This is a genomic window from Nocardia speluncae NBRC 108251, assembly GCF_001613245.1.
Lineage (GTDB): Bacteria > Actinomycetota > Actinomycetes > Mycobacteriales > Mycobacteriaceae > Nocardia > Nocardia speluncae.
Genome location: NZ_BDBZ01000007.1, coordinates 374,808 through 398,211, shown reverse-complemented (window position 1 = coordinate 398,211; position 23,404 = coordinate 374,808). Strand labels below are relative to the sequence as shown.

Genomic DNA, 23,404 nt, shown 5'->3' with positions numbered 1-23,404 from the left:
GAACGCTCGCCGTGCCGTATCAGTGGTGGGTATGGCCACAGTTCACATCGAGACACTGGCCGGAGATCCCGCTGGCCAGGTCCGAGGTGAGAAAGACCGCGGCATCGGCGATCTCATCGGGTGTCGGCAGTCGCCTCAGATCCGTCGCGGCAGCCACCTGCTCGTAGATCGCATCGGCGGCGACCCCACGTGCCGCCGCCTGGCGTTCGAAACTCCGGCGAACCTTGTCGCCCCAGATGTATCCCGGCGCGACCGAGTTCACCCGGACCCCCTTCGGCCCGAGCTCCACCGACAGGCTGCGTGCCGCGGCGAGCAACGCCGCCTTGTCCATCCGGTAGGCACCGAACCCCGGCAGCTGGTTGCGCAGCACCATCGAGTTGACCAGGACGACGGAGCCACGGTTCTCGGTCAAGGTGTCGGCAAGCAATTGCACGAGGCCGACCGAGGCGAGGACATTGATATCGGTCCATCCGCGCATCGCATCGAGATCGGTGTCCAGCAGGCGTTCCTGTGGCGGTTGGATGAACGCGGTGTTGATCAGCCCGTCCACCCGGCCGAAGTAGGCCAGACTGCGCCGCACCATCTCGGATCGGGACGCCGCATCGGCCAGATCGGTCGGCACCGACAGCGCCTTGCGGCCGAGCGCTTCCACCTCGGCGGCGACACTACGCAGCCGCGACTCGGTGCGGGCCACGAGCACCACATCGGCGCCCGCCTGCGCGGAACGCACCGCCATCGACCGGCCCAGATCGGGCCCGACACCACAGACCAGTACTACCTTGCCGGCGAGCAGATGGGACTCGCCCGGGCGGGTACTCACCGGACCTCGATGGGCACGTCGTGACGGGACATATAGTCCTCGAACGGCTTTCGTACCTGCACGGGCTCGACGCCGAAATGGCCGCGCAGATCGTAGACGATGCGCCCGTCCCTACCCTGAACATTGTTGTCGATGAAGCCCTGGATCTCGTCGCGGGCACGATCGGTCAGCTCGATCCCGGCCGTGTCGTAGACGGCGCGCACCGCGCTCCAGTTGTCGGCAACCATCGTGTCGTAACGCACGTCGACGACCCGGCTCTCGATGAGATACCGGTCCCGGAGACCGCTTTCGAGCAACCGCAGGCTCAGGTCGCGCCAGTAGTCGAGGTGGTGGGCGTAGTCGATCTCGTGCTGCCAGGTCCTGGCCATGTACGAATGCATCGTGGCCTGCGAGACGACCGACCCGACCGGATCCCGGTGCGTCTCCACCAGCACGGCATCCGGAAATACGTTCAGGAGCGCCGGAATGTTCTCGATATGGGCCGGGTACTTGGTGAGCCAGCGCTCCCCCGGGCGGAACCAGGTCATCACCTGCATGCACAGCTTCTGGAACTCGTAGTGCTGCGTCTGGTCGTGTTGCAGGTAGTAGTCGCGCCACTGCGCCGCGTGCTGCAAGAGGTGCTCGGGGTAGTAGCCGGAGAAGTCGGCGGCGAGGATCTCGATGTCCTCCTCGATCCGCCACGGGTCCATCGGATGCCACGATTTGATGTAGGGGTTGGCTGCCTGGGCGGCCGCGAAGGCGGCGGCCGTGGCCTGATAGCGCGGGTCGATTCCGTCGGGGCCCGGGCCGCCCCCGCGGTGGGGCACCATCTGGTTCAGTTCCCACAGCGGCGCAGCGCGGAAGCGCGAGTCCGCCGCCAGCAGGTTGACCAGGTGCGACGTCCCACTGCGCGGCAGGCCGATCACCATCACCGGCGCCTCGATCTCGATCTCCCGCACTTGCGGATGCCGGGCGGCGAAGTCGTAGATCCGCATCCGGTTCGCCAAGAACTTGATCGACAATGCAAGCATCGAAACCCGCGCCAGTTCCCTACGATTCGGCTCGTGTGCCACATCGATCCACACCTGCAGCCGCTCGGCCCAGCCGTTGTCCGGTCCGGGTTCGGTCAGACCGGTCCGGGCACGGGCTCCGGCCAAGACCGCATCCACGCTGTAGTCCGCGGGGTGGGCTTCGGCGAAGTCCACCATCTGCTGCTGCGCGGGGGTCAACTTCGGATCCAGCAGGTCGTCGAACCGCAATTCCACCATGCTGTCACCTCCTCTTCGATCAGTTGGTGCCAACGTAGAATCCGCTCCGCGGGGAGACCGATGTGATCCCGGACACTGAGACGGGGCCGGCTCCGGTGGAGCGACGTCGCCGGCTGCGGGCCGGGTGTCGTCTACCCCGACGATTTGCGTTGATGGTCACGTGTCGATATCCGAGCGGCCGGGCGCGCTTCGAGCGCGCCCGGCCGTCCGGTCGATGAAGTCCCGCGGACCTTGTGCCTACTCGGTCATGTAGACATTGCGGAAGTCCGCGACCCCGCCGTTGACCGATGCCAGATCATCGAGACCCTCGACCTTCGGGTTCGATACGAATCCACCTACGCCCTGCCACAGCGGCGCGTAGAGCGCATTCCGGGTCGCGTAGTCGACGATCTTGCCGATTCCTGCGGCCCTGGCCTCCTCGCTCAACGTCGAGTTGTCCAGCCCGGCCGCCATATTCGCCACTTCAGTGGTGTTGCCGGGTGTCCAGACCGGGTTGACGAACAGCCGCTGCGTCCACGAGTAGGGGTCGATGGACGGCATGCTCATGTACATCATCTCGGCTTCCGAGTGGCCCTGGGCCCACTGGGTTACCAGCGTGTAGACGTCAACGTTGCGCAACTCCACTCTGATGCCGACGGCTGCCAGGTTCGCCTGGACAGCCTGTGACACGTCGGGAAAACTGCCGACGTTGGCGACCGCGATCTCGCCGCCGTCGACACCGTCGGCGTAGCCGGCGTCCGCGAGGATCTGCTCGGCCTTGGCCGGGTCGAACGTGTAGCTGTCCTCGCGGGCCTGATCGAACCCGGGGAGACCCTCCGGCCAGGGCTGCACGCGCGCAACAGTGTCCGGCATGAATGCCTCGACCAGCGACTCACGGTCGATGGCGTAGTTCACCGCTTCACGCACCCGGGGGTCGTCGTACGGCTCGCGGGTCTTGTTGAGGTTGATGCCGACCATATTCAGCACCCCGCCCATCACCGTGTGCTCCAACGTGCCCGAAGCGATCGCCGACCGGAAGCGACCGACGTCGCTGCTCCACACGATCAGGTCGGCCTGATTGCCCAGCAGCGCGTTGCTCATCGCGTCGGCGTTGCCGAAGGTATCGATCGAGACAGTGGCCGGCTTGCCGGTCTTGTCATCCCAGATACCGCCGTTGTCCGTACGCCGCTTGTAGGTGACCTGCTGTCCCGGCTGGAACGAGTCGATCACATACGCACCGGTGCCGACGGGACGGCTGGCGAGGTCCGGGCTCTCGAGCGCCTTCGGAGAAATCATCAGTCCACCGAGTGTGCTGCTGAGAGTGGACAACACCGTGGTGCTCGGCTGCGCGAGGTCGAGCTTCACCGTGTCCGGCGAGATCACTTCGACCGTGGTGATGCCGGCGACATTCGCCTGCAGCGCACTGCCCGCGGCTGCCTTCGAATGCTCGAGGTTGGCCTTCACCGCGGCGGCGTCGAAGGGCGTGCCGTCGCTGAACGTCACGCCCTGGCGCAGAGTCAGCGTGAGCGCCTTGCCATCCGGCGAGAACTCCCATCCGGTCGCCAGCATCGGCGCGTACTTCGCATCGCTGGTGACCTGGATCAACCGGTCGTAGACCGGCCACGTGGCAATCAGTAGCTGGGCCGGCTCCGCGGCCTGGGCCGGGTCGAGCGACTGGGTGACCGGATAGGCGATTCGCAGGCTCGCCGTCCGGTCCACCTCACCGGATCCGCCGGGACCGACCGATGCGCTGCCACATCCGGCGACGAGGGCAACAACGAGGATTGCACTCACCGCGAGGGCCGGCCACTTCCCTCTCCTGTTTCTGTTCCTGTTCATTGCTGCCCTTTCGACCACGAGCCGGCTCGGACGACCGACGACATGGGCTGAAGCTAGAAGCCCACCCACCTGACCTGTGATGTGATCCCGGACACCGAGACCGGACCGGCCGGCTGTGGATCTCAATGCGTGGCCATCACGACTCGTCGCTGTTCCTCGACGCTGGGCCCGTCGGTGCGCTCGGCCAGGTCTATCCGGACCTGGCCGATCACGCCCTGGTAGGCGTTGGTGGCCGGCAGGGCGGCGTACTCCTCGGTCACCGGAGTGCCACGGTCACAACCGATATCCATGGTTTCGTCCATGGAGAACATGAAACCGATCGTGCTGTCCAAACGGCCCGATCCACAGGGCTCGCCGTCGATCGTGATTGTCACGCCGGCTCCCTTTCCGACACCCCCGCCGTCGTAGGACAGCGACAGGCCGACCACATGGTCACCCGTGGGCACGGCGCGTTCACCGCGCACCCACGTCCGCTCGCCGCCGAGGTTGTGGCAGTAGACCGGCCGGCCGCCGCTGATGTAGAGCGACCAGCCCCCGAAGCGCCCGCCCTGGGCGATCAGCACCCCCTCGGCTCCCCCTTCGGGCACGGTCACTTCGGCAGTGAGGTCGTAGGAGGTGTTCTTCATATCGGGTGCCACGCCTTCGCGCAGACCGTGCATCGACGGCCGCAGGGTGATCGAACGCCGGTCGCCCATCACATCGGGGTGTGGCGCGGCGGTCGGGTCGAACCGTTCCTGCATCCGGTCATCGAGTGGCAGCACTCGGTAGCGGGCGGCCTCCACCAGGAACTTCGCCTGGAGCTCCGCGAGCTTCTCCGGATACTGCTCGGCCACATCACGCGCCTGTGTCCAGTCCGCCCGAGTGTCGTACAACTCCCAGTGGTCCTCGGCGAACGGCACGGCCGGACGGCGGGGCCTGGCCCAGGGCATCTGATTGTGCAGCGCCGAGGCAACCCAGCCGTGGTCGTAGATTCCGCGGCTCCCGTGCACCTCGAAGTACTGCGTCGTATGCCGCTCGGCCGCCTCGGCCTCGGTGAAGGTGTAGCCGAACGAGGTGCCCTCCATCGGCGCCTGCGGTATTCCGTCCACCACGTCGGGCGCCGGTATCCCGGCAGCCTCGAGCACCGTGGGCGTCAGATCGACGCAGTGGTGCCACTGGTGCCGGACTTCGCCGCCGGTGATCCGTGCGGGCCAGTGCACGATCATCCCGTTGCGGGTGCCGCCGTAATGTGAGGCGTACTTCTTCGACTGCTGATAAGGGGTGTTCATCGCGAGCGCCCAGCCCACCGGGTAGTGCGGATAGGTCATCGGACCGCCCAGCTCGTCGAGCTGGGCGAGCACGTCGGCGACCGTGGCCGGAAGGCGGTTGAGCGGGCGCACCAGGTTCGCCGACCCGTACAGACCCCCCTCGGCGGCCGCCCCGTTGTCACCGAGGATGTAGAACACCACCGTGTTGTCGAGCCGGCCGAGCCGTTCGATGGTGTCGATCAGGCGGCCGATCTGGGCATCCATATGTTCGGCGAACTCCGCGTAGAGCTCCATCAACCGCTCGCAGACGAGGCGCTCGTCCGCGCTGAGGCTGTCCCAGTCCGGCACATCCGGATCGAAATCCGGCAGGGTGGCGTTCTGGGGCAGCAGGCCGAGTTCTTTCTGCCGTGCCAGGGTGCGCTCGCGCTGAGCGTTCCAGCCGTGCGCGAACTCGCCGCGATAGCGCCCTCGCCACGACTCCGGTACGTGCAGCGGGTCATGGCAGGCACCGAAGCTCAGGTAGGTGAACCAGGGCCGGTCCGGCTCGAGCGAGCTGATGTTCTCGATCCAGGTGGCGGCCTGGTCGACCAGATCCTCGGACAGGTGGTAGCCCTGCTCCGGAGTCCGGGGCGGCTCGATCGGGGTGAACCCGTTTATCAGGGCAGGCGTGAACTGGTTGGTCTCGGCCCCGAGGAATCCGTAGAACCGGTCGAAGCCCTCGTTGAGTGGCCACCGGTCGAACGGCCCGGTCTCGCCGACCTCCCACATCGGGGTCTGGTGCATCTTGCCGAACGCACCGGTCAGGTAGCCGTTGCCGGACAGGATGCGCGGCAGCGTGGCCATGGTGTCGGGCCGGATGCAGTCGTAGCCGGGCGAGGAGGTCGCCATTTCCGGGACGGTGCCCATCCCGGCACTGTGGTGGTTACGCCCGGTCAGCAACGAGACTCGGGTCGGAGCGCAGATGGCTGTCGTATGGAAGCGGCTGTAGCTCAGTCCGCCGGCGGCCAGCCGGTCGGCGGTCGGCATCCGGCATGGGCCGCCATAAGCCGAGGATGTACCGAAGCCCATATCGTCGACCAGCACAACCAGGATGTTCGGCGCGCCTTCCGGTGGCGAGACCCGCTGCCGCACGGGGTATCCCGGATTCTGGTGAGCGCGGTCGACCGACGGCGAAATCGTGGCGGGCGGCTCGGGGACGGGAAGAATTCTACGATTCATCGATTGCTTTCCTCGGTCGGAAATGAGTGGCCGTGCGTTCTGGGGGCGGTCCGGCTGCGCGGTCAGGACACCGGCGGCCGATGAACCATGTCGAGGACCGCGAGGTGGCTGAACACCATCGAGGACCCGACCGGGTTGCCGCCACCCGGATAGGCGGTACCGCTCGCGGCGGCCATCGAGTTCCCGGCCGCATACAGACCGCGGATCACCGTGGCGTTGCCGTCGAGCACCCGCGCGGCGGCGTCGGTTCGCAGGCCGCCCTTGGTGCCCAGGTCGGAGACCCCGAATGCGGCCGCATGGAACGGAGCCTGCTCGATCGCGACCAGGGGCGAGCCGCCGCCGGAGAACGAACGGTCGTACGGCTCGCTGCCGCGCTGGAAGTCGGCGTCCTCATCGGCGGATACGAATTCGTTGAACCGCCGGACCGTCGCGACCAGCCGATCGGCCGGGACACCGATCTTGCCGGCGAGGTCCTCGAGAGTGTCCGCGCTGATCCACAGGCCGGCGTCCTGATAGTCCTTCGTCTCTCCTATCGGGATGCTCGCGGTATTCACGGGCGGGCGTTCGCCTGCGCGGTCGTCGTAGATCATCCAGTACGGCAGCGTCATACTGCCGGCCGCGATCCGGTCCAGCACCTCCCGGCCGATACGGTCGTAGGCAGCGGATTCGTTGACGAACCGGTCACCGGCATCGTCGACGAAGATGCCGCCGGTGAACCACAACGAGAACGTCGAAGAGCCGTCGGGGTGGGTCAGTCCCGGTGACCACCACGCCTCCGACATCAGGTCCACATCACCGCCGGCCGCGATCCCGGCCCGGATCGCCAGACCCTGGTTGGTCTCCGGACCCATCGCGTCGCGGCATGCGCCGGGAACCCCGTACTCGTCGCGCATTTTCTCGTTGCGCTCGAAGCCACCGGAGGCGATCAGCACACCGCGCCGGGCGTGGATACGGCGGCGAACGCCGGCCTGGGTGACCACCGCGCCGATCACGCTGTCACCGTCCTTGATCAGCTCGTCACAGATCGTGTCGAGCCGCAGGTCGGCCCTGGCCTGCCGGGACAGCGCCAACAGCAGCCGGCCGATCAGTGCTTGGCCGCCGATCACCGAATCGGGTAGCGGCTCGCCGGCACGCTCGACCGCAAGGGTGGGACGCAGTACCTCGCGCAGGGAACCGAGCTGCTCGGGTGCGAGCGGCAGCATCATGATGTGCCGATCGCCGGCGCTCGCCTTCGGCGCCGATCCGTAATAGTCCGGCCACGGGTAGGCCATGAACTCGAAGTCGTCGTCGCTCTCCAGATAGTCGACCAGTTTCGAACCGGTTTCGAGGTATGCGTCCTGGAGTTCCACCGGGGTGCGATCGCCGACGACCGAGTGGTAGTACGTCTTTGCGTCCGCGAGAGTATCCGTGCTCCCGGCGCGCGCCAGGACCGCGTTGCACGGGAACCACATGCCCCCGCCCGAGTAGGCCGTGGTGCCGCCGAAGCGGTCGCCGGCCTCGGCGACGATCACCGAGAGCCCCTCCCGCGCTGCCGTGTACGCACCGGTCAGGCCACCACCGCCGGCTCCCACCACCAGCACGTCGCATTCGTCGTCGTATCCATCTCGCGCTGTGGTCATTCGAAGGCCATCCCGATCTCTCGTTGTTTCGCCAGGGTTTCCGGACCGGTGCCGGGTGCGTGCTCGCCCGGGGTCCAGGTCACCGAGTGGAGGTTTCCGGTCCAGGCGAAGGTCCCCTCGGCGTCGTACCGCTCCCACGACACCGGGGAACCCCGGTCGATGCCGATATCGATGCCCTGGAACATGGCCTGCCCCATCGGCATCACCAATCCTTCGGCACGTCCGCGTTCCGCGCCGTCGACGCACGCCCGGACATCGACGTGCAATCCGCCCTCCAGGGCACAGACGTCGAGTTCTATGCTGCGCCGCCCGGCGGGCAGCGCGCCCAGGTCGAGCACGTCCACCTGCCCGGAGTGGTTGTGGTAGTAGCACAGCCGATCCCGGTCGACCGACAGCGAGTAGCCACCGCTCTGACAGCCGTGTGCGAAGAGCACGCCCCGGTCGCCGGGGCGGAAGTCGATGTCCACGGTGACGACGAACGATCGGCGATATACCAGCATCAGCGACCGGTAGCGCTCCAGCGTGGGCGTGCCCGGCACCAGTCGCACCGGCCGGGCGAAGGCGTCCTCGCGCTCGGGCCGCTGAGTGCGCAGCAGGCCGGAGCCCTCGTTCAGTGGGAAGACCTGGTTTGCCCAGGCGGCCCGTTCCCAGCAGGCGGCGAGTTCGGCGACGAGATCGGGATGTTCGGCAGCCAGGTCGTGGGTTTCGGTCGGGTCGCGGCGCATGTCGTACAGCTGCCACTCGTGGTCGCCGAACGGGGTCAGCGGGCGGTGCCGGGTGACGATCTCCCAGCCGTCGCGGTAGTAGCCGCGGTGGCCCTGCATCTCGTAATACTGCTCGCGGTGTGTCTCGGGTGCAGCGGGATCGGTGAGTGAACCCAGGAAGCTGCTGCCCGCCAAGGGTTTCAACGGCACCCCGTGGCGGTGGTCGGCGGCGACAGCGCCGGTCACCTCGAGGACCGTCGGGAGGAAGTCGGTGACGTGGACATACTGGCGGCGCAGGCCGCCTCCGCTCTCCACCTTGCATGGCCAGCTCACGATCGCCGGGACCGCGTGTCCACCGGCATGGGTGTTGGTCTTGTAGAGCCGGAACGGCGTGTTCGAGGCCATGGCCCAGCCGCGGGGGTAGTGCGGTAGCGTACGCGGACCGCCGATCTCATCGATGCGCGCGCGGTCGCGCTCGAACTCCTCGTCCAGGCCCGCGCCGCCGCCGTGATAGTGGCGCAGCACATCGAAATACTGGGTACTGCCCTGGGTTTCGCCGTCCCGCGAGGCACCGTTGTCAGAAGTGAAGAGCAGAAAGGTATTGTCCCACTCGCCGATCTCCTCGAGCGCGGCCCGCAGCCGGCCGAATGAATCGTCCACCGACTGCACCATGGCGGCGTAGACCTCCATATAGCGCGCGAAGACCTCCCGGCGCTCGTGGGGCAGGTCATCCCACGCCGGGACATCATCTCCGGCCTCGCTGTTGCGGGGAGGGAGCCGTGTCCCGGCAGACACGACACCGAGTTCCTGCTGACGCGCGAATCGCTGTTCGCGGATACGATCCCAACCCGATTCGTAGGCGCCGCGGTGCCGTTCTATATCCGCCGCGCGAGCGTTGAGCGGTGCGTGGACCGCACCGTGGGCGAAGTAGAGGAAGGCCGGTTTCGCCGGATCAGAGGCCTTGACCGACCTGATCATCGCGATCGCCTCGTCGGTCAGATCGTCGGTGAAGTAGTAGTCCTCGGGGTGGTCCTGCGGTGTGATCCGGCTGTTGTCACGGTAGAGGGCATGCGGGTGGAACATGTCCGTCATCCCGTCCATGATCCCGTAGAACCTGTCGAAGCCACGCTGTAGCGGCCACGATCCACGTGAACCGGTATCGGTGACGTCGCTGTCCTTGCACAGGTGCCATTTGCCGACCATCAGTGTCGAATAACCGTTGTCCCGCAGCACTTCCGCGACAGTGCTGACATCGTCGGCGAGCTCCATCGCCTGGCCCGGGAATCCGGGGTCGGCGTGGGCCACATAGCTGACCCCCGCCGCGTGCGAGTTCCGCCCGGTCAACAGCGCGGCCCGGGTCGGCGAACACATCGAGTTGACGTGGAAATTCGTGTACCGAACCCCTTCCGCAGCGAGGCGGTCCAGGTGCGGTGTCTCAATCTCGGATCCGAAACAGCCGATATCGGAGTAGCCCATATCGTCGACCAGCACCACCACCACATTCGGGGCCTTCGCTGCCGCCCGGGGGCGGGGCGGCCACCACGGCTCGGAACCGGCGATCGTGCGGCCGATACGCCCCTCGAACCCGAGGTAGGCACGCGTCGCCTCCGGCACGTCGTCAGGGATTCCGCGAGAGTCCGGCGTCATGCGCCCAATACTCGCGGTCCGAGCCGGCCGCGGCGTGCGGATCCCACTGATCAGGACCGCCGGCCGTCGACGTGGGGCCGAGCGCCCGGTGAACTCGTGCGGGTGAATCCTGCCCACTGGGACCGGGCAGCAGCGGGGCCGGCCGCGGGCACATGCTCGTCACGGACTTCAGGAGGCCCGATGACTGCCACTGCCCCCGAGCGCAGCGCCGTAATCGATGTCGGCGCGATCCGGATGCGTTATATCGAGCAGGGCACCGGCCCGGCCGTGGTGCTGTGCCACGGCTTCCCCGGCCTCGGCTACAGCTGGCGGCATCAGCTACCGGCGCTCGCAGGAGCCGGCTTCCGGGCGATCGCAGTCGATATGCGTGGGTACGGCGGCACCGACCGCCCGAGGGATCCGGCGGCGTACTCCCGCACCCATACAGTCGCCGACATGGTGGGGCTGTTGGATGCCCTCGGGATCGATGACGCGGTTTTCGTCGGCCACGACTTCGGTGCGGTCCTGGTCTGGGATCTGCCACAGTGGGCTCCGGGGCGGGTGCGCGGGCTGTTCCAGCTCAGCGTCCCACGGGCCGAGACCTCGCCGGTCCGGCCGAGCCGGGTGTACACCTCGGTTGCGGCGCGGCACTTCTTCCACATGCACTACTTCCAGGAGCAGGGTGTGGCGGACGAAGAACTCGACGCCGACCCGTCCGGGTTCCTGCAACGCGTGTTCTGGGCGCTGAGCGGGGGCTACCGCTACACCGATATCTTCACCCACCCGAGCCGTGGAAACGGCTATCTCGATGTGCTCCCCCAGGCGCCCGAGCTGCCCTGGCCGTGGCTCTCCGCCGACGAGTTCGCGCACTATGTCAGGGAGTTCACCCGTGCCGGCTTCACCGGTGGGCTGAACTGGTACCGCGCCGCCGACCACGTATGGGCGGAGAAGCAGGAGCGCCCCGATGAGCCGATCACTGTTCCGGTGTGCTTCGTCACCGGAGATCGCGACCCGGTCCGGCAGATCGTCGGCCCGGCCTCGATGGAGGCCATGCGCGCCTCCGTCCCCGGGCTTGTCGGCACGCATGTCATTCCCGCTGCCGGCCACTTCATCCAGATGGAGGCGGCCGGCACCGTCAATGAGCTACTCCTGGAGTTCCTCACTCGATGAGGACCGCGAGAGCCGGCTCATTGCTCTGATGAAACCCGGTCGGCCGGGGGCCGGTTCGGGTCGGCGGCGGCATCGGGAAGGACAACGATGGCGGAGATCAGGCCGTCGTCATCAACGGTGATCAGGTCGGTGGCCGTCATCGAACGGATCCCGTCGGGTGTCGGGATATCGACACGGGCCTGGAACGCGCCGCGGTTGCCGACCACGGTGACCGGGCCGAGCCGGGTCAGGGTGAAACCCATCTCCTTGTACTGGTCGAGGAAGCCGAAGATCTCCTCGCGACCGTGGCGCGCCGCAGTGTCGATCGGCTCCTCGTGCGAGGCATTCGGCGCGAACAGCTCGACCGTCCGCTCCGGATCACCGGCCGACATCGCAGCGATGTAGGCGTCACATACCGAAACTACGGTCTCTCGGCTGATGCTCATGGCTCCCTCTCTGCGGTACGGAACGGAGGTGCTCACCAGGGGGCCGACAGTGCGGCATCCGGTCGGAAGCTGCCTCCTGCGGTCCCCTCGAACCTAGGGACCCGAACAACCTGTGCCCCTCGGTGTCCCATCCACCGAGACCACTATCGGGCGCGGCAGCGCCCCGGGCAACCATGGGCGCACCCGAGACTGGAGGTTCCCATGCCCCGCACCGGCCTGCGCTTCACCTTCGCGCTACCCGATCCCGACCCTGTGCAGCAGTCGCATGTGTTCCGCGCCGCCCTCGAGATGGCCCGTTTCGCGGACACCAGGGGCGTCGATCTGATCAGCCTGGACGAGCATCATGCGAGCGGCTTCGGGTGGAGCAGCAACCCGATCCTCACCGGTGGCATGATCCTGGCCGGCACAGAGCGTATACGCGTCGGCGTTTCGGCAGCGCTCGGTCCGCTGTGGGATCCGGTCCGGCTGGCCGAGGATCTCGCGGTCGTCGACCAGGTCAGTGGTGGGCGGATGACCGTCACCCTCGGCCTGGGATACCGCCCGGTCGAGTACGCGGCGATGGGCAAGGATTACCACCAGCGCGGCAGGCTGATGGACCAGCTACTGGATACCTTGCTGAAAGCCTGGACCGGTGAGCCTTTCGAATACCACGGCGCCACAGTGGCGATCACGCCGCGACCACTCACCCGGCCGCATCCGTCCATCATGATCGGCGGCTCTGCGAAGGCGACCGCGCGACGAGCCGTCCGGACCCGGCTCCCGCTCCAGATCCCCGATTATCTGCCGGAGTTGAAAGCCTTCTACGAGGACCTCTGCCGCGAAGAGGGCATCAGGCCACAGGTGCACATGGTCGCCGCACACCGCCCCGGCATGGTGGTCCTGCACGAGGATCCCGACCGCGCCTGGGCCGAGCTCGGCAAGCACCTGATGTGGGAAGCGGTGGAGTACGGAGCCTGGGCTGCCGGTGATATGAGATCGGTCATGCATATTCCCGGTGTAGCCGGTATCGAGGAGGTCAGGGCGTCGGGCCGCTACCGGGTGCTCACGCCCGATCAGCTGATCGCCGAACTCGCCACGCACGGAGGGAACGCTTCGGTAACCCTGCACCCACTCGTCGGCGGGATGCCGATCGAGGAGGCATGGAAGAGCGTGCATCTGCTCACCGATGTGGTGATTCCAGCACTCGCGGCGCAGCACTCCACTGTCCGAGCCCAAGGTGTTCGGCCGCCGGGCGCCGATGAGCCGGCGGTCTTCGATCGCACGCTCGAAAACCTCCGCGGATCGGTGGGCTCGTCGTGAACCGCTTCCAGAACAAGAACGTCCTGGTGACGGGAGCCGCGTCCGGAATCGGTCGCGCAACCGCGGTGCGGCTGGCCGCCGAGGGGGCCCGGGTGTTCGGTCTCGGCCGCGACGTTGCGGGCCTTGCGGAGACCGCTCGATTGATCGTCGGCTCGGACCGCTTCACGCCGTTCACCGCAGATCTCACACACGAAAGCTCACTTGTCGCCGCCGTCGAAGCGGCACGTACCACGATGGGGTCCATCGACATCCTCGCAAACATCGCGGGGATGACCGACCGGACACCGGCCGATGCTGTCACCGTCGAGCAGCTCACCGGCGTCTTCATGGTCAACACCATCGGGCCGATGCTGCTGTGCCGCGAAGTGATTCCGCACCTTCCCGACGGGTCCGGCGTGATCGTCAACGTGTGTTCCACCGCCGCCACGCAAGCCCATCCCGGGATGTCCGGCTACGCAAGCTCCAAGGCTGCGCTTCTCTCCTACTCCCTCAGTCTGGCCGCTGAGCTGGGCGAACGCCGGATCCGGGTGGTCCCGATCTCACCGGGCGGCGTCCGGACCCCGATGATGGACGGCACGATCGGCGCCTTGGATCCCACTTGGTACTCCCGGCTCGCCACGCTCTGGCACGAGCCGGGCGCGCCGGAGGACCTCGCCGCGGCGATCGCCTTCGCCGCGTCTGCCGACGGCGCCTACCTCAACGGCGCCGAGATGCGGGTCGACGGCGGGGCACGCAGCGCGATGTGACCGGATGAATTTCGTCTGCCGATCCGGCCTGGGCCCCGAAGACCTCGTACTGTGCGCCGGTACCGTGCCCGGGACCGATATCCGTGCCCGCGTCGAGGCCGCCGCATCGGCCGGATACCGCGGCATCGGCCTGCGCGGCGGCGACTGTCTGCGGGCACGGGCGGACGGCGTGACAGTCGCAGATCTGCGCACGCTGCTCGATGAGCACGATATGGAGATCGGCGAACTGGACGGCCTCACCCATTGGGCCGCCCGGCATTTCGCCCCCCATCATCAGGCAACCGGTCGACCGGGGTCGGCGGACCCCCGTGCAGCGCACGAGGCTCTGTGGTGGGCTGCCGAGAAACTCGGTGCCCGCACCCTCAACGTCATGGAGATGGACTACGAAGCGGGGCCGGTCGAGATGATGGCGGCGGGTTTCGCGGCTCTGTGTGATCGGGCCGAGCCGCTGGGCATGCTGGTCCAGCTGGAGTTCCTGCCCTGGTCCGGCATTCCCGATCTGGCTGCCGCAGCCTCGATCGTCCGACTCGCCGGACGCGCCAATGGCGGGCTGTGCCTGGACACCTGGCACCTGCTGCGCTCGGGGCAGGGCCCCGAGGATCTGGACCCCGGCCTGATCGATCTGATCGTGGGAATCCAGGTCAACGATGCCCCGGCCACCGCCGGTGACGATCTGATCGACGAGACTTTGCACGACCGGCTGCTTCCCGGCAAGGGAGCCGCCCGAGTCGCGGCAGTCCTGCGCCGGCTCCGGCAGGGCGGCATCAACGCTCCCGTCGGCGTCGAGGTGATGTCGGACGAGCTGGCACTGCTGCCCGCGGCCGAGGCCGCATCCCGGGCGGCGATCGCGACCCGCATGGTGCTGGCCGAGTCGGCTATTCGGTCATGCTGATGTAGCGCAGGTCGGCCACGCCCCCATTGGTCGAGCCGATATCGTCCAGCCCCTGCACTTTGTGGCCGGCGGCCAGGCCACCGACTCCGCCCCACAACGGCGCGGAGAGCGCGCTGTCGGTGGCATAGTCGACCGCTTTGCCGATCTTCGCCGCCCGGTCCGCCTCGGAGATCGTCGGATCGTCGATGCCGTTGATCAGGCCCACCAACTCCGGTGCAACGCCGCTCGGATTCCAGAGCGGAAGCACGAAGAGCCGCTGCAGCCAGGCATACGGGTCGATCGAGACAATCGACTGAAACTGGAACTGCCCGGGGTTCGCGCCCTTCGGCCACTCGGTGACCTGGGCGAGGATATCCATCGACCGTAGGTTGATCGTGATCCCGACGGCGGCCAAGTTCGCCTGTACGGTCTCGCCGGCCTTGTCGATTTTTGCCGCCTTGGAGATGAGGAACTCGCCAGGGATCGTGACGCCGCCGGGATAGCCCGCATCGGCCAGCAGTTGCTTGGCCTTCTCCGGATCGTAGGGATAGGTGTCCTCACGCGCCTCGTCGAACCCCGGTAGCCTGGCCGGCCACGGCTGGACCTGAGGTTTGTTGGCCTGGGCGAAGGCCGCGACGATCCCGTCCCGGTCGATGGCGTAGTTGATCGCCTGGCGGACCTGAAGGTTGTCGAGCGGCTTCACCTTCGTGTTGAAATACATCCCGACCATGTTCAGGCTCGGGAGCACCGAGGTCTGCACCTGGCCGGGGGCGTAGGTGGAAGGATCGCCTTCCCAGGTGGTCAGGTCGATCTGGCCGCTCTTGAGCGCGTTGACCTTTGCGTCCGGGCCGGCGATCCGGGAGATCACCACCTCGGCGACCTTGCCGCTCTTCGGATCCCAGATCCCGCCCTGGTCCGTACGCCGCTTGTAGACCGCTTGCTCGCCGGGCCTGAACGATTCGATCACATAGGCGCCGGTCCCGACCGGATGCGAGGCCAGGTCACCGGACTCGATTGCCTTCGGGGACATCATGATCCCGCCGAGGGTGTTCGAGAGCGCCGAGAGGATTTCGGTGGTCGGTTTCTTCAGCTCGATCGCGACTTCGTGATCTCCGACCGTCTCGACCCCGGAGATCATCGCGACATTGGTCTGCACCGTCGACTTGTCCGCGGATCGGTAGTACTCGATATTCGCCGCGACCGCTGCCGCATCGAACGGCGTGCCGTCGCTGAAGGTGACTCCTTCGCGCAGGGTCAGGTTCAGCGTCTTGCCGTCGGGGGTGAACGTCCATTTCGTGGCCAGCATCGGCTGATAGGTCGCGTCCGGTGCGACCCGGATCAGCCGGTCGTAGACCGGCCAGGTGGAAAAGGTCATCTGACCGGGTTCAGGAGCGTCCGCCGGGTTCAGCGACTGGGACATGCCGTACATGATCCGCAGCGTGGCGTTCGGATCCGGTGTGCCACCTCCGGCGTTCGGGCCGCCGCCGCCACACGCGGCCAGCGCCGTCGCCGCCACCACTGCGGCAACCAGCGCTGTCGCTTGTCTGATTCCGCTCCGCCACAAGCGCATATCGATCCCTCTCGTCCATCCCCTGTTGCTCTCCGGAGACTATGAGGAAACGACTGCTCGGTACCAAATTTCTCAGTGAGCGGGATCACATATCCCAGCAGCCGCCGTATTCAGCGCACCTCGACCGGCATCGGATGACGGTCGAGGTGGAAGGTGTAGCGCCGGCGCAGCGCCTCGGGACTGATCCCGAAGTCGGCACGCAGGTCATAGCTCATCGCCCCGTGCTCATCACGCGGGTGCGCCTCGACATACGCCGCGATCTGCGCGCGTGCCACCGCCGTCAGCTCCATTCCGGCATGCTCGTAGACCTGCTCGGCGGTGCCCATCGTATCGGCCATGTAGTCGTGGAACGGCACGTCGAGCACTCGCCCCTCGGGAACCAGCCGCCGGTCACGCTGCGCTGAGCGGAGCAGCCGTTCGACCAAGGCGGCCCAGTAGTCGAGGATCTCCTCGACGTCGAAGCGGTGATACATCGTCCGGGCACCGTAGGCACGCAAGGTCGCTGCCGACTGCACCACCCCGACGGGGTCACGCTGGGTCATCACCACCGTCGCGTCCGGGAACACGGTGGTCAGTGGCCGCAGGTTTTCCAGATGCTGCGGGCACTTGAGCAGCCAGCGCTCGCCCGGGCGGTACCACTGCAAGATCTTCAGCACTGTGCGGAGGTATTCGTAGTGTGGGGTCTGGTCGTGGGCCAGGTAGTGCGCCTGCCACACAGGCATCATCTGGAAGATCCACTCGGGGTTGTAACCGGCAAAGTCGTTGGCCCACAACTCGATATCCTCGTGGATCGAGTCGGGCGCCATGGTGTGCCAGGCCGCCAGGTAGGGGTTGCCCGCGCGCATTCGGTCCCAGGCACGGGCACAGCGGACGAACCGCGGATCGACCCCGTCCCGGCCGGGCGCCTCGCCCTTGTCGGGGACGGGCTGATCGGCCTCCCACAGCGGCAACGACCGGAATCCGGTGTCGGCGGCGAGCAGGTTGACCAGATGCGTGGTGCCGCTGCGCGGCAGCCCGGTGACGAACAGCGGCGCGACGATCTCCTGGTCGTGGATCTCCGGATGGCGGGCCAGCAGTGCCTCGATCCGCAACCGGTTGGCGGCATGTTTGACGCAGAGGTCGAACATCACCGTGCCGGCGAGGGCAGTCCGGTTCGGGTCGGTCCGGATCTCGTCGAGCCAGACCTGCATCCGCTCACGGAAGCCGGCGGCGCCGAAGTCGTCGAGCCCGGTGATTTCCCGAGCTCGCGTCAGCACCGCTTCGGTGGTGAGGTCGGCCGGATGCTGTTCTGCGTACGCCAAAGCCGTCCGTTGTACGTCGGTGAGCACCGGCTCGCGCAGGTCCTCGATGCGCAGTTTCACCGGTCCGTCACCAGCCGTGCGCCCGGCGCATCCTGCGGATCGGCGCGACGGTCCGGAAAGGCGAGGATCTCACTGATCAGGCAGTCGTCGTCGATGGTCAGCACATCGGTCGTGGTCATCGCGAACGGCCCGTCCGGGGTGTCCATCGCGATATGGGCCTGGAAGGCGGCGCGGTTGCCGACGACATCGACCGGGCCGAAACGAGTCACAGTGATCGGAGCCTCACGATGGGCGTCGAAGAAGGCACGGATCGCCTCCCGCCCGACGTTGGGGGGCGTGCCGACAGGTTCCTCTTGGACGGCGTTCTGCGCGAAGTAGGCGATCACCGCATCAGGGTCACGTTTGTTGAGGGCGGCGATGTAGTCGTCGCACAGGCGGCAGATCTGTTCACGAGTGGGCATCGGCTGCTCCTTGCTCTGGTTCGAGAATGTGGTCCACGACCGCGGTGATCGCGATATCGGTGAGGCGGTCTTCGTCGATGCTCGTGACCCACCCCTGGGCATGCAGATCGGCGATCCCCATCAGCGAGGACCAGACGAACGGCACGATCTCCGGTTCCGGGCGCAGTCTGCGGCCCTGTGCTGCCGCGCATTCCCGCAGTGCCCGCTCGAGTGCCTCGAACTGCGCGCGGGCCGCAGCGACCTGCCGCTCCTGGGCCTTCGCCGAGATGCCGGGACGCTCGGCCCGCCACACTCCGACGACGCGCCCCACCCGCAGCCACTGCAGTCGGGTCGGCGGGACGATCGCGTGGAGCAGCGCGCGCACCCCCGCTGTCCGTGGATGGTTGTCGAGGAGGTCGACGAGCGCGGCCTGGTGGTCCCGCATGAGGGCAGCGAACACGGCGTGCTTATCGGCGAAGTAGTAGTAGAGCAGTCCCTGGCTGATCCCCGCCCGGGCTGCGAGTCCGCGGATCGAGAGCGCGGCATAGCCGCCCTCCGCGAGCAGTTCGGTTGCGGTGTCGAGGATGAGCCGGAGCCGGTCCTCGCTGCCCACCTCAGCCTGCTGTCTTGTCACAGGGCACAGGGTAACCCGGTCTTTGAACAAAGTTCAGCGGTTTTGAACAAAGTTCAAAACCGCCGTGTTACGTTCATCGCATCCGAGCAGAGAACGAGACGTAATATGAACTTCTCCTTCGATTTTCACGGTCGGCACGTACTGGTCACCGGCGGCTCCAGCGGGATCGGCCTGGCCACGGCACGCAGCTTTCGCGAGGCCGGCGCCGAGGTCACCGTCACCGGCCGCCGCGCCGCGGCACAGGATTACGACACCGACCTGACCGACTTCCGCTACGTGCAGTGCGAGATGGCCGATTCCGGACAGATCGAGGCCCTGGCCCTCGGCCTGGACCGCCTCGACGTGCTGGTCAACAACGCCGGGCAGAACCTCGCCCGCAACAACGAGTGGGACCCGGAGATCTTCGACCGAACCGTGCGGATCAACCTGTCATCGGCGTTCCGGCTCGCGAGCGCCTGCCGCAAGCTACTCGCCGACGACGGCGGCGGGTCTGTGGTGAACATGGCCTCGATGACCAGCTACCAGGCAGTGGAGGTCGTTCCCGCCTACGGGGCCGCCAAGGCCGGCGTTGTCCAGCTCACCATGTCCCTCGCACTCGCCTGGGCGCGCGACTCGATCCGGGTCAACGCGGTAGCGCCCGGCCTGACCGAGACGAACATGACCGCAGGGATGGTCGCCGACGACGCGGCCGTCGGTCCCACCATCGCCCGTACGCCGATGCGCCGGGTCGGCACACCCGAGGACATCGCACCGGTGGTGTTGTTCCTCGCCAGTGACGCCGCCCGTTTCCTGACCGGACAGACCATCGCCGTCGACGGCGGCTACCTGATCCAGGGGTGACAGTGATGACCGGTTACACCGAAATGGCCGACCAGGTAGACAGATTGATCGACGAACGCCCGGGGAAGGTACTGCTCGAGTTCGTCTACGACGACGAAGCCGTGGCGCTGACCGACTTCCTCTACCGGTCCAGCGGCTCGTCCTACGCCTACATGCTGCTCACCGATGCCGGGCGGATCATCGTCAACACCGGCATCGGCTACGAGTCGGTGCACCACCGCTACCTCTTCGACAAGGTCTGTCCGGGCCCGACACCGTACGTCATCACGACTCAGGGCCATACCGACCACGTCGGCGGGGTGGCCACCTTCCGGGAGGCCGGAACCGTCTACATCGCCCAGGAGCGCAACCAGTTCACCCAGGGCCAGGATGCCCGGATCCGAGGGCGGATGCGTCAGTGGAACGCGGCCTGGTTCGACCTGACCGCGACGGCGCAAATCGAGCGGTTCGCCGCCGAACGACCCGATCTGACCATCCAGCAAGATACCCCGGTACCCGACCTGACCTTCGACGACAGGATGTCCTTCACCCTCGGCGGGCTGGATATCGAACTGTGGCACGGCACCGGCGAGACCACCGACGGCGCGATGGTCTGGCTCCCCCAGCACCGGATCGCGCTGATCAGCAACCTGCTCGGCCCGTTGTTCTGCCATTTCCCCAACCTGAACACGATCCGCGGTCACGAGTACCGCCAGGTCGAGCCCTACCTCGCCACGATCCGCCGGCTCCGCGAGCTGCGACCCGAGATGCTCGTCACCGGCCGCGGCGACCCGATCAGCGGAGCCGGCCTGATCGACGCCTGCCTGCAACGGATGTACGACGCCGTCAGTTATGTCCGCGACCAGACCTTGCACGGGATCAACACCGGCGCCGGCCTGGACACCCTGGTTCGTGAGATCACACTGCCGCCGGAGTTGCGCGTCGGCCAGGGATACGGACGAGTCGCATGGGGCGTGCGAACGATCTGGGAGACCTACCTGGGCTGGTTCCACCACGAGCGGACCTCCGAACTCCTGGCGATCGGCCCGCACCAGGTGCTCGCCGACCTCGTCGAGGCCGGCGGCGTGGACAGTGTTCTCGCGCTTTCCCGTACACGGGCCGAAGCGGGCAGGCACGCCGAGGCCATCGCACTTGCCGAGGCCGTTCTCGCCCACACACCCGATCATCCCGGGGCGAATCGGCGGCTATTCGACTCGCACCGCAGACTGCTCGAGGACCCGGCCGTCGAAGCGAACTTCTGGCTCTCCGGCTGGCTCGAACACCGACTCCGCAGCCTGACCGAAGCCATCGTGGCACAGGAGGACTGATCGGCCATGGCCAAACTGATCGGACTGTTCCACCGTAAGGACGGACTGTCCACCACCGAGTTCCGCGACTACTACGAGAACCACCACGCACCATTCGCCGCCTCGCATTTCGGTCACCTGTTCGCGAGCTACACCCGCAACTACATCGACCCGGATATCGGAGGGGATTCCGGGGCGGACACCGCCGGTATTGCCGTGGTCACCGAGATCGTCTTCCCGGACGACGCAGCCATGCAGGAGATGTTCGCGATGGCCGAACGCGATCCCTCGCTGCGTGTGGCCATCGCCACCGACGAAGGTGCCTTCATGAACCGCGAGGCGAACCGGATTCTGCTGGTCAGCGACGCCGGGGTCCGGGTGTCCCGAGGAAGTGGGTCGTCATGAGCGGATCCGGCTTGCCGGCGGATTGGGACCTCGAGGCCGACGTCGTCGTCCTCGGTATGGGGGCGGCCGGGTGCGCGGCGGCGATCGAAGCGCACGATGCGGGGGCACAGGTCCTCGTTCTCGAGAAGCTTGCGCCGGAGTTCGCGGGAGGCAACACTCGCGTATCCGGTGGGGCATGGTTCGACAACCTCGCCCCCGAGCGCGCCGCGGTCTACCTGAACAGCCTCGCGGGCGGATTCCCACTCCCGCAACCGGTGGTGCAGGCATGGGCGCACGAAACCGCACGCAACACCGAATGGGTGGAGAAAACGCTCGGAGCCACCACCGCTGCGGTCGGCGGCGCGATCGGCGGCACGGGTCCCGGGATGCCGGCCGAGTTCCCCGAGCTCGACGGCAGCGATGTCTACGGTGGCCAGATCGCCGTCGACGGGAAGCTCGGAAGCGCCCGGCTGCTCCACGCCCTGCACTCCACGCTCGCGTCCCGCCGCATCGAGGTCCGGTATTCCACCCCGGCCCGTTCACTCGTCCAGGACTTTTCCGGCACGGTACTCGGAGTCGAGGCCGAAGCCGTCGACGGCGCTACCCTCCGTGTGCGCGCCCGTCGCGGTGTCATCCTGGCCACCGGCGGGTTCGAGGCGAACGCCGATATGGTGCGCGACTATCTGCGCTTCCCACAGACCCTGACCTGGGGTTCGCCGTACAACACCGGTGACGGGCATCGGATGGCCCAGAAGGCCGGCGCCGACCTGTGGCATATGGACAACATGATGAGCATCGAGGGATTCGCGGTGCCCGGCTACGAGAGTGGCTTCTACGCCCGGTTCTCCTACCGTAAGGGCTTCATCTATATCGACTCCGACGGTAAGCGATGCGTCGACGAGCTGCCGCGCACCGGACACGGGAACGCCCTGATCCACGGTAGCTACGAGCATGTGCCGGTACGGCGCCTCCATGCCGTGTTCGACGAGGCGACCCGGCTGTCCGGCCCGATCTCGCCGAACGGCGATATGCTCGCCGTCGGCTGGAACGTGCTGATCGAGGGTTACCAGTGGAGTCCCGACAACAGCGCCGAGGTCGAGAAGGGCTGGCTCCGCAAGGCCGGCACGCTCGAAGAACTCGCCGCCGAGCTCGACGTCGACCCGGCGAACTTGATCCGCAGCGTCGCGCGCTACAACGCGGCATGCGCGGCAGGCGAGGACGAGCAGTTCGGGCGGCGCGCGGATACGTTGGACGCCCTCGGGGACGGGCCGTACTACGCCTTCACCTCGGCACCGATGGTCGCCTGGAGCAACGGTGGACCGCGGCGCGACGAGCACTGCCGGGTGCTCGATCCGTTCGGTGCGACCCTCGGCAGTCTGTACGCCGCGGGCAGCGTCAGCTCGACCTACAGCTGGTGCAAGGACGGTGGCATGCACATCGGCGATGCACTCGCCTTCGGACGTATCGCCGGCCGGCACGCTGCAACAGCTTCGACTACGGGAGCTTCTCGATGACCCTCTCCACCGATTGCCCAGCACGTTGTGAGATCCGTGATGTCCTGGCCCGTTACGTACGAGGGGTCGATCGGCTGGACGTCGAGTTGATCCGGGGCTGCTACCACCCGGATGCCTACGAAGTTCATCGCATCTTCAACGGAAATGCCCACGAATTCGCCACCTGGCGGGTCCGCCAGACCTTCCGGTCTCATCATGTGCTCTCCGAGAGCGCCATCCGGTTCGACGGCGATCGAGCCTTCGTCGAAACACCGCATATCGCGGTCGTCCATGTCGATATTGCGACGCCCGAAGCGACCGGCATCATCGAAGCCCGGTCCAGCGGCTGGTATCTGGACCTTTTCACCCGCGAGCGCGAACAGTGGCTCATCAAACATCGCCACGTCAGCACGTTCGCACGCTCGGATCGGCTCATTGCTGCCGCGGGGCAACCGGACCCAGCCGAGAATGCCCGGCTCTCCGCCCTCGAATTCGATCTGCCCAGTGCGGCACCGCCTCCCTTCGTGACCCTCGATGTCGCCGAGGCGATCCGCGCCCGTTTTCTGGCGGACCGGGGTGGTGAGCAGCCCGTGGGCGGCCGCGGGCCCGGTCGCCGGTGAAGCGGCCGGCCGGAGTCCGGTGTCGA

Annotated in this window: 20 protein-coding genes; 9 read left to right on the top strand and 11 right to left on the bottom strand. The window is 67.0% G+C overall.

The window, feature by feature from the left end; genetic code table 11:
- Positions 1–19: 19 nt before the first annotated feature.
- From NS6_RS11275 to NS6_RS11250, 6 genes are all read right to left on the bottom strand, one after another.
- Positions 20–820 carry an SDR family oxidoreductase gene (locus NS6_RS11275; RefSeq protein ID WP_068040323.1) on the bottom strand — a complete coding sequence of 267 codons (801 nt, stop codon included), beginning with the start codon at positions 818–820 and terminating at the stop codon, positions 20–22.
- Positions 817–2,067 (bottom strand): sulfotransferase family protein, encoded by a 1,251-nt coding sequence (locus NS6_RS11270; RefSeq protein ID WP_068040321.1) that lies wholly within the window; start codon positions 2,065–2,067, stop codon positions 817–819. The genes NS6_RS11275 and NS6_RS11270 overlap by 4 nt, the downstream gene beginning before the upstream one ends.
- 237 nt (positions 2,068–2,304) lie before the next feature.
- A complete protein-coding gene (locus NS6_RS11265) occupies positions 2,305–3,840 on the bottom strand; it encodes an ABC transporter substrate-binding protein (protein ID WP_168443411.1) in 1,536 nt (511 codons plus the stop codon).
- A 167-nt stretch (positions 3,841–4,007) separates the two neighbouring features.
- On the bottom strand, positions 4,008–6,350 hold the full coding sequence (locus tag NS6_RS11260; RefSeq protein ID WP_068040317.1) for an arylsulfatase: 2,343 nt from the start codon (positions 6,348–6,350) through the stop codon (positions 4,008–4,010).
- A 62-nt stretch (positions 6,351–6,412) separates the two neighbouring features.
- A complete protein-coding gene (locus NS6_RS11255; RefSeq protein ID WP_068040315.1) occupies positions 6,413–7,969 on the bottom strand; it encodes an FAD-binding protein in 1,557 nt (518 codons plus the stop codon).
- A complete protein-coding gene (locus NS6_RS11250; RefSeq protein WP_068040314.1) occupies positions 7,966–10,320 on the bottom strand; it encodes an arylsulfatase in 2,355 nt (784 codons plus the stop codon). Before NS6_RS11250 ends, NS6_RS11255 begins: the two co-directional genes overlap by 4 nt.
- A 180-nt stretch (positions 10,321–10,500) precedes the next feature.
- On the opposite strand from NS6_RS11250, the gene NS6_RS11245 reads away from it, so the two are divergent.
- Positions 10,501–11,469, top strand: a complete 969-nt coding sequence (locus NS6_RS11245; RefSeq protein WP_068040312.1) for an alpha/beta fold hydrolase — start codon at positions 10,501–10,503, stop codon at positions 11,467–11,469.
- Positions 11,470–11,486: 17 nt separating this feature from the next.
- Here the strand turns inward: NS6_RS11245 and NS6_RS11240 are convergent, their stop codons facing one another.
- Entirely contained in the window at positions 11,487–11,894 is a 408-nt protein-coding gene (locus NS6_RS11240; RefSeq protein WP_084470941.1) for a nuclear transport factor 2 family protein, read from the bottom strand.
- A gap of 201 nt (positions 11,895–12,095) precedes the next feature.
- On the opposite strand from NS6_RS11240, the gene NS6_RS11235 reads away from it, so the two are divergent.
- The 3 genes from NS6_RS11235 to NS6_RS11225 are packed head-to-tail and all read left to right on the top strand — an operon-like array spanning position 12,096 to position 14,831.
- Positions 12,096–13,193: an LLM class flavin-dependent oxidoreductase gene (locus NS6_RS11235; protein WP_068040309.1), complete on the top strand. Its 1,098-nt coding sequence runs from the start codon at positions 12,096–12,098 to the stop codon at positions 13,191–13,193.
- On the top strand, positions 13,190–13,939 hold the full coding sequence (locus NS6_RS11230; RefSeq protein WP_210746801.1) for an SDR family NAD(P)-dependent oxidoreductase: 750 nt from the start codon (positions 13,190–13,192) through the stop codon (positions 13,937–13,939). Before NS6_RS11235 ends, NS6_RS11230 begins: the two co-directional genes overlap by 4 nt.
- 4 nt (positions 13,940–13,943) lie before the next feature.
- A complete protein-coding gene (locus NS6_RS11225; RefSeq protein WP_068040305.1) occupies positions 13,944–14,831 on the top strand; it encodes a sugar phosphate isomerase/epimerase family protein in 888 nt (295 codons plus the stop codon).
- Here NS6_RS11225 and NS6_RS11220 read toward each other — a convergent pair.
- The 4 genes from NS6_RS11220 to NS6_RS11205 all read right to left on the bottom strand — a co-directional run bounded on the left by NS6_RS11220 (position 14,815) and on the right by NS6_RS11205 (position 18,755).
- Positions 14,815–16,380: an ABC transporter substrate-binding protein gene (locus tag NS6_RS11220; protein ID WP_068040303.1), complete on the bottom strand. Its 1,566-nt coding sequence runs from the start codon at positions 16,378–16,380 to the stop codon at positions 14,815–14,817. The two genes, NS6_RS11225 and NS6_RS11220, sit on opposite strands and share 17 nt — an antisense overlap.
- Before the next feature lie 110 nt (positions 16,381–16,490).
- Complete coding sequence (locus NS6_RS11215) at positions 16,491–17,741, bottom strand: sulfotransferase family protein (RefSeq protein WP_068040301.1); 1,251 nt, start codon at positions 17,739–17,741, stop codon at positions 16,491–16,493.
- Entirely contained in the window at positions 17,738–18,142 is a 405-nt protein-coding gene (locus NS6_RS11210; RefSeq protein WP_068040299.1) for a nuclear transport factor 2 family protein, read from the bottom strand. The genes NS6_RS11215 and NS6_RS11210 overlap by 4 nt, the downstream gene beginning before the upstream one ends.
- A complete protein-coding gene (locus NS6_RS11205) occupies positions 18,129–18,755 on the bottom strand; it encodes a TetR/AcrR family transcriptional regulator (RefSeq protein WP_168443412.1) in 627 nt (208 codons plus the stop codon). Before NS6_RS11205 ends, NS6_RS11210 begins: the two co-directional genes overlap by 14 nt.
- Before the next feature lie 105 nt (positions 18,756–18,860).
- Between NS6_RS11205 and NS6_RS11200 the strand changes: the two genes are divergently transcribed.
- The 5 genes from NS6_RS11200 to NS6_RS11180 are packed head-to-tail and all read left to right on the top strand — an operon-like array spanning position 18,861 to position 23,378.
- Positions 18,861–19,595: an SDR family NAD(P)-dependent oxidoreductase gene (locus NS6_RS11200; protein ID WP_068040295.1), complete on the top strand. Its 735-nt coding sequence runs from the start codon at positions 18,861–18,863 to the stop codon at positions 19,593–19,595.
- A 5-nt stretch (positions 19,596–19,600) separates the two neighbouring features.
- Complete coding sequence (locus tag NS6_RS11195; RefSeq protein WP_157112691.1) at positions 19,601–20,902, top strand: alkyl sulfatase dimerization domain-containing protein; 1,302 nt, start codon at positions 19,601–19,603, stop codon at positions 20,900–20,902.
- A gap of 6 nt (positions 20,903–20,908) precedes the next feature.
- Positions 20,909–21,286 (top strand): EthD domain-containing protein, encoded by a 378-nt coding sequence (locus NS6_RS11190; RefSeq protein WP_068040294.1) that lies wholly within the window; start codon positions 20,909–20,911, stop codon positions 21,284–21,286.
- Complete coding sequence (locus tag NS6_RS11185) at positions 21,283–22,779, top strand: FAD-dependent oxidoreductase (RefSeq protein WP_068040292.1); 1,497 nt, start codon at positions 21,283–21,285, stop codon at positions 22,777–22,779. The genes NS6_RS11190 and NS6_RS11185 overlap by 4 nt, the downstream gene beginning before the upstream one ends.
- Positions 22,776–23,378, top strand: coding sequence for a nuclear transport factor 2 family protein (locus NS6_RS11180; RefSeq protein WP_068040290.1), 603 nt, complete (start codon positions 22,776–22,778; stop codon positions 23,376–23,378). The genes NS6_RS11185 and NS6_RS11180 overlap by 4 nt, the downstream gene beginning before the upstream one ends.
- The last annotated feature ends 26 nt before the right edge of the window (positions 23,379–23,404 follow it).